The organism is Allokutzneria sp. NRRL B-24872, assembly GCF_002155965.1.
Classification (GTDB): domain Bacteria; phylum Actinomycetota; class Actinomycetes; order Mycobacteriales; family Pseudonocardiaceae; genus Allokutzneria.
This window is the reverse complement of the sequence record NZ_MUMH01000175.1, coordinates 1-6,602: the sequence shown is the minus strand read 5'-3', so window position 1 is coordinate 6,602 and position 6,602 is coordinate 1. Positions and strand designations below refer to the sequence as shown.

Below are 6,602 nucleotides of genomic sequence, written 5' to 3'. Positions count from 1 at the left end.
GGCCGCCGGAGAGCGCGAGCGCGGAGAGCGCGGCGGCGATGAGGGACGGACGTGACACGGACTTCTCCTCTTGTGGTCGGTGCACGAACGATCGCGGAGTTGATCTTCGCGGCCAAATCGCTTCACCCCCACGTGAAGGAGCGCGCGGAGCAACACTGACACAAGATGTCAGTGTTGGCGCCGAGGATGGAACGGCACGGAACCGACGACAGGACAAGGAACTCCATGCGCGAAACGCCGGAAGACCTCACGCGGCTGCAGGACCTGCTCGACGCCTCGCTCTCCCGCTCCACCGCGCACCTGCGCTCGATCATCAAAACCGAGAGCACGCTGTCGGCGGAGCAGCTCACACAGGTGCTGACGGGCATGTGCACGCTCGCGCTGTCGACCGTGACGGCGAAGGGCGAGCCGAGGATCAGCGGCGCCGACGGGCACTTCCTGTGGGGGAAGTGGTACTTCGGCACAGCGCGCGAAGCGGCGAAGGCGCGGCACATGAGCGCTCGGCCCGCCGTCAGCGTGGCGCACATGCGCGGCGAGGACCTCGGCGTGTTCACCCATGGAACGGTCGAGATCCTCAACCCCCACAAGGAAGAACCAGCGCAGGACTGGCCGGATGTGGTGGCCTACCTCAAGGACTTCTACGGCGACCACAGCTTCGACTGGGACAACGACACCGTCTACTACCGACTGCACCCGCAGTGGATGACCGTCTACGCCGCCGACGTCACGAAGCTGCTGGGCTGAGCCGGGCCTCGGCGCGCCGCACCACGGGCCCGAAGGCGAGGCCCGCCACCAGGAACAGGCCGCCGAGCACCAGCCAGCCGACCGTTCCCCACTCGATCAGCAGCGTGGTCAGCAGGAGGGGCCCCATCATCCGCGCGATCTGCGGGCCCATCCCGAAGAAGCCCTGGTACTGGCCCTGCCGCTCCGGCGGCGCCAGGGCGAAGCCGATCTCCCAGCTGCCGGCGCCGTGCTCCATCTCGCCGAAGACCTGGATCAGCGCGGCGAGCACCAGCAGCCCGACCGCGACCCACGCTCCACCGTCCATTCCGGACAGTGCGTAGGCGCCGCAGGCCGCGAGCATCAGCCAGCCAGCCCGCCCGGTTGCTCTGGTAGCGCTGCCGAGGCTGGTGACCCGCCGCGCCACCCGCACCTGGAACAGGACGACGCCGAGCATGTTGAGCATCAGCAGCATCGCGGCCACGGGTGCCGGGGCGTCGGTGCGCTGGGCGACCCACATCGGCAGGCCGAGGCTCAGCAGCGGCATGTTGAGGCACATGATCGCGTTGAGCAGGGTGACCGCGACGTAGGGCCGGTCGCGCAGCACACCCGCCTTCGACACGGTGGTGCGCGGGATCGGCGGTGTCGGGGGCAGCTTGCGCAGCACGAGCGCCGCGAGCAGGAAGCTCACCGCGTCCAGGCCGAACACCGCCAGGTACGCCGTGTACGTGCCGGACCACAGGGCCAGCGCGCCCAGACCGGCACCGAGTGCCAAGCCGACGTTCAGCGTGGACTGAAGGTGGGCGCGGGCCGCGGTGCGCTCGGCCGGGGGTACCAGGACCGCGAGCAGTGCCTGCCTCGCGGCACCCAGTCCAGCTTGGCAGCAGGCGTAGCCGCAGATGACGAGCAGTACCAGAAGGAACGAGCGCACGAACAGGACCGCGCCGAGGGTGAGCGCGACGGCCACGGACAGCCAGATCGCGGTGCGGCGCGGTCCCCAGCGATCGGCGAGCGCGCCGAGCGGGGTCCCGGCGGCCATCGCCGTCGCCCAACCGATCGTCAGCGCGAGCCCGACCTGTGTGGCGGAGAGCCCGGCGACGTGGATGAAGAACAGCGCCGAGCACGCGTAGAAAGCACCGTCGCCAACGGAGTTCGCCAGTTGCGCGATGGCCAGCACTCGCAGCGGCCCCTGCGGCAGGACACGGGACATCAGTCAACCCTCGGAGATTCTGTGCGACCGCGCTTGAGTTCGAAGAAACCGGGCGTGCCACAGGCTGCCACGACACCGTCCCACAACCGCCCAGCGGCCTGGCCACGCGGCACCGGGCTCACGACAGGGCCGAAGAAGGCGCTGCGCGTCCCGTCCGGGGCGGTGATGTGCAGTGCGGGCGTGCCGAGGTCCTCGCCGACGGGGTCGAGCCCGGCGTGGTGGCTGACGTGCAGCGCGTCGTCGTAGGTCGAGACGTCAGCGGCCGCGGCGAGGTGCTGCGGCAGGCCGACCTCGGCGAGCGCTTCGGCGTAGAGCTCGGGCCCGATCTCCACCTTCTCGTGGTGGATGCGGTTGCCCAGCGCCGTGTACAGCTCGCGCAGCACCGCGTTGCCGTGCTCCTGCCCAGCCGCGATCTCAGCCGCGATGAGGACGCGGACCGGACCGAGGGTGTCCGCCAGCCAGCGCTCGTACCAGGGCTCCAACCCGGTGCGGCCCTCGTTGAGCAGCCACAGGCTCATCACGTGGAAGCGCACCCGCACCTCGCGGACGCGCTCCACCTCCAGCAGCCACCGCGAGGTGTTCCACACCCACGGGCACTTCGGGTCGAACCACAGGTCAGCGCTTGTCACGCGGTGATTCAACGGCTTCGAATTGGATCGCAGAAGCGCCAATTCCGCGCTATCTGACCAGGCCAATGTACGGTCCGGTGGTGGACGTGCACATCTCCCTGGCGGGTCCGGGCGACCTCACGTCCCGGATCTACCGCCAGCTGCTCGACGCGATCCTGGACGGGCGCCTGCGCCCCGGTGACCGGTTGCCCCCGACCCGCGAGCTGGCGCGCAGGCTCCAGGTCGCGCGCAGCACGGTCGCCGTCGCCTACGACCGCCTCGCCGCGGAGGGCTTCGTCGCGGCTCGCGTCGGCGCTGGCACGTTCGTGGAGAACACGCCGGTGCCTCCTCGGCGCAGGAGCGCTCCTGCCGGCAGCGGTGTCCGCCCGCGTCCACTGTGGACAGAGCTGGAGCGCGTCGAGGACGTGCCCGGCCCGCCGCCCGTGCACGACTTCCGGCTCGGCACGCCTGACACCGGTCTGTTCCCCTACGCGACGTGGCGCCGCTTGGTCTCCAGCGAGCTGCGTGCCTCCACCGTGCGCGAGATAAGCGGTTACAACGACAGCGCCGGTCACACCGGGTTGCGCGAAGCAGTCGCGCGCTACGTCGGGCTGTCCCGGTCCGTGCGCGCCGACGCTGACGACGTCGTGCTCACTCACGGCGCACAGCAGGCGCTCGACCTCATCGGCCGCGTGCTGATCGAGCCCGGAGATCTCGTCGCGGTCGAGGAGCCGGGTTATCCGGCCGCGCGGCTGCTGTTCCGCTCGCTCGGCGCGCGGGTCGTCGGAGTTCCCGTGGACGACGAGGGGGTGATCGTCGACGCGCTCCCGGCAGCGGCGCGGATCGTCTACGTCACGCCGTCGCACCAGTTTCCCTTGGGAATGACCATGTCCCCGGCGCGCGCGGCGAAGCTGCTCGACTGGGCGGAGCGGCACGACGCGGTGGTCGTCGAGGACGACTACGACAGTGAGTTCCGCTACGGCGAGCGCCCGCTCGACCCCGTGCAACGCCTGGACCGCACGGGGCGGGTGATCTACGTCGGCACCTTCTCCAAGACGCTGCTCCCGTTGCTGCGCCTGGGTTTCCTCGTCGCGCCCGCGTCGCTGCTGCCCGCGCTGCGCGTCGCGAAGCGGCTCACCGACTGGCACGGCGAGCACATCGGCCAGGCCGCGCTGGCCCGGCTGGTCGACTCCGGCGAGCTGTCCCGGCACGTGCGCAGGGCGACCCGTGTCTACGCCGCCCGGCGCGAGCTGATCCTGGCCGGTCTGCGCGACGAGCTGGCCGAGTGGCTCGATCCCGTGGAGTCGTTGGCGGGCCTGCACATGGCCGCGCGTCTGCGGCCCGGGGTGTCGGTCGACGTCGAGGCGGTGCGGGCGCGCGCTCGCGAACGCGGGGTCGCTGTCGAGAGCTTGGCGTCCTATTGCGACGGAAGTTCAGGTGAGCGCGGCCTGGCGTTCGGTTATGGCGCTGCGACGGGGATCACTGAAGGGATGCGGGTGTTGGCGGAGTGCTTCACCCTCGCCTGAAACAGCGGCGCATTCCGGCGACCGGGGGTGCTGGCGAGGGGTCTGTGTAAGGATGCGGCCATGAGGCGTTCAGTCGTGTCCTTTTCCGGCCTCGCGGTGCTCACCGCTGTGCTGACCGGTGGTTGCGGTACCAGTGTCGTCGGCTCGCCGAGTCCGGCGAGCGAGCAGCAGATCCCGGCGCCGACCTCGGCCAGCCGCTCCGCGCCGACGACCACCACCGCGGCCGCGCTGCCCGCGAACGCCATCGGGGACCCGGAGGGCAAGTTCTACACGGCCGAGCTGCCGAGCGGTCTCACCAACGCCACGAAGCTGGTCAGCTGGGGCGGTAGCTACCACGCGGTGCTGACGCCGCAGAGCAACCCGCAGGACAACCAGAACTACATCACCGTGGGGTCGGAATCGCTCTACAAGGGCGACGCCGCCGCGATCGAGCACTCGCTGAAGAACCCGAGGGTGATCGCGAAGGACCTCCCGCCGACGCGGTACTCCCGCAAGGCCATCGACGGCCGGGACTCGGTCGTGCAGACCATCGGCCCGTCGAAGGCGCCGCGCGACCCGAACGTGACCGTCAACCAGCGCGTCTACTACATCCCGAACAAGGACGCGCAGGCCAAGCCGGTCTCCATCCGCTGCCGCTGGACCGACACGAACAAGGACGCCGCGAAAGCCATCGACAGCGGCTGCGACGCCCTTGTCGCGCAGCTCAAGCTCGTGAAGTAGCCGCTCGCAGCCCGTCGAGCACGCGGTGCAGCGCCACCGCGTCGGCCGCACGTGGAACTGGGTGCCTTCCGAGACGGATGGCTTCGTAGAGCCGAGAAGGGTTGCGCGCGGCGAGGGGGAGCTGGCTCTCCGGGGCGTCGATCCGCTCGCCCGCGATCTCGGCGGTCCACTCCGCCATCTGCGGCTGGCTCATGCGGAGGTCCGGCGTGGGCAGCGTCCTCGCGTGCGCGCGCCCGGCGGTGCCGACGATGGTGATCTCCGTGCTCGGCGTGCTGTCGCCGCTGGCGAAGCTCATCGAAGCGATGCCCGAGTCCAGTTCGAGGACTCCGGCGGCGGTGTCCGGGCCGGTGGAGTGGATCGTGGTGCCGTCTGTGCCCAGGTACTCGCGCTTCACCTGCTTCGCGAGACCGCCGATGGGCAGCGGGGCGTGCGCGAGGTCGATGCCCAGCGCGGTGAGCATCGCGGAGAGCCCGTGGCCGCCGAGGATTTCCAGCATCCCGGCGCCGTTCTCCGCCTGGAGGGTGTACGCCCAGGATGCGGGGAGAGGTTCGTTGCTCGCTCGCGAGCTGCGGAAGGCAACGCTCACAACGGTTCCGAGGGCTCCGTCGACGACGCGCCGCCCCAGTTCGACGAGGACCGGGTGAACGGTCGCCTGGAGTCCGACGAAGCCGGGTGTCCCTGAGGATTCGAACAGCTCGGCGAGCAGTGCGGCTTCGGCGGGGGAGGCGCCCATCGGCCACTCGACGAGCACCGGCTTGCCCGCCGCGACAACCTGCTCGACGACGCTGCGGTGCAGGGGCGCCTTGACGGAGACGGTGATCAGGTCGACGTCGTCGCGCTTGGCCAGCTCTACGGCGTCGGTGTGCCAAGCGGGGACGTTCCACTGCTCAGCGACCTCGCGCGCGGACTCCTCGCGGCTGGTGGAGACGGCCGTGACGCGCAGTCCTTCCGTTCCGGCCAGCGCGGGCAGATGGGAGACGTTCGCCCACCCCGACGCGCCGATCACTCCGACGCGCAGCTCATTGTTCGGTTTTTCTGGAACCATAGTGGCGACGGTACGCCTTAGTTCGACGGCTGTCGAACTTGTCGTCGAGGGCGGCAGTTGTCCGCGACGCGTGTCAGGGTGGCTCCACGTCAATCCACGAACGGAGCACCGCGATGAGCCGCCACGTCCAGGTCACCTTCGACGCCCACGACCCGAAGGCGCTGTCGACGTTCTGGAGCCAGGTCCTGGGCTACGTCCACCCCGCGCCGCCCGGCGTCGAACTGCCCGAGGGTGCCGATCCGCTCGCGGCCTGGGACGACTTCCTCGCGCGCGTGGGCGTGCCGGAGGACCAGCGCAACACCCGCTCGGCGATCGAGGACCCGTCCGGCGTCGGTCCGCGCATCTTCTTCCAGCAGGTCCCGGAGAACAAGGTCTCGAAGAACCGCCTGCACCTGGACGTGCGCGCGGCTCCGGGGCTGCACGGCGAGGAGCGCATGGCGGCGTTGGAGGCCGAGTGCGCGCGGCTCGTCGCACTGGGCGCCACGCGCGTGCGCCGCGACGAGCCGCGCGCACTCGGCCTCCAACGCCGCCATGCGCTCCTCGCCGTGCAGCCCCGGAGCCGCGCGCACGTCCAGGTGCAGGCGGTTCTTCGAGACCTTGTTCTCCGGGACCTGCTGGAAGAAGATGCGCGGACCGACGCCGGACGGGTCCTCGATCGCCGAGCGGGTGTTGCGCTGGTCCTCCGGCACGCCCACGCGCGCGAGGAAGTCGTCCCAGGCCGCGAGCGGATCGGCACCCTCGGGCAGTTCGACGCCGGGCGGCGCGGGGTGGAC

6 protein-coding genes and 2 pseudogenes are annotated in these 6,602 nt (G+C 70.6%); 4 read left to right on the top strand and 4 right to left on the bottom strand.

The genetic code is table 11. From position 1 onward, the window contains the following. The first annotated feature begins 225 nt into the window (after positions 1-225). Positions 226-744: a pyridoxamine 5'-phosphate oxidase family protein gene (locus tag CCN37_RS33965; protein ID WP_086828909.1), complete on the top strand. Its 519-nt coding sequence runs from the start codon at positions 226-228 to the stop codon at positions 742-744. Here CCN37_RS33965 and CCN37_RS33960 read toward each other — a convergent pair. Next, the gene (locus tag CCN37_RS33960; RefSeq protein ID WP_086828907.1) at positions 725-1,930 is read right to left on the bottom strand and encodes an MFS transporter; all 1,206 of its coding nucleotides are present in this window, start codon (positions 1,928-1,930) and stop codon (positions 725-727) included. The two genes, CCN37_RS33965 and CCN37_RS33960, sit on opposite strands and share 20 nt — an antisense overlap. Next, positions 1,930-2,559 (bottom strand): disulfide bond formation protein DsbA, encoded by a 630-nt coding sequence (locus CCN37_RS33955; RefSeq protein WP_210408322.1) that lies wholly within the window; start codon positions 2,557-2,559, stop codon positions 1,930-1,932. The genes CCN37_RS33960 and CCN37_RS33955 overlap by 1 nt, the downstream gene beginning before the upstream one ends. An 80-nt stretch (positions 2,560-2,639) precedes the next feature. On the opposite strand from CCN37_RS33955, the gene CCN37_RS33950 reads away from it, so the two are divergent. Both CCN37_RS33950 and CCN37_RS40305 read left to right on the top strand, forming a co-directional pair. Beyond that, complete coding sequence (locus tag CCN37_RS33950; RefSeq protein WP_086828911.1) at positions 2,640-4,064, top strand: PLP-dependent aminotransferase family protein; 1,425 nt, start codon at positions 2,640-2,642, stop codon at positions 4,062-4,064. A gap of 60 nt (positions 4,065-4,124) precedes the next feature. Next, entirely contained in the window at positions 4,125-4,784 is a 660-nt protein-coding gene (locus CCN37_RS40305; protein WP_168200994.1) for a hypothetical protein, read from the top strand. Here the strand turns inward: CCN37_RS40305 and CCN37_RS33940 are convergent. After that, positions 4,768-5,829, bottom strand: a complete 1,062-nt coding sequence (locus tag CCN37_RS33940) for a Gfo/Idh/MocA family protein (RefSeq protein WP_086828901.1) — start codon at positions 5,827-5,829, stop codon at positions 4,768-4,770. The genes CCN37_RS40305 and CCN37_RS33940 overlap by 17 nt on opposite strands. A gap of 113 nt (positions 5,830-5,942) precedes the next feature. On the opposite strand from CCN37_RS33940, the pseudogene CCN37_RS33935 reads away from it, so the two are divergent. Beyond that, a pseudogene (locus tag CCN37_RS33935) lies at positions 5,943-6,335 on the top strand (VOC family protein); the annotation flags it as partial. Positions 6,336-6,371: 36 nt separating this feature from the next. On the opposite strand, the pseudogene CCN37_RS42480 reads toward CCN37_RS33935, so the two are convergent. Continuing rightward, a pseudogene (locus tag CCN37_RS42480) lies at positions 6,372-6,518 on the bottom strand (VOC family protein); the annotation flags it as partial. Between the last annotated feature and the right edge of the window lie 84 nt (positions 6,519-6,602).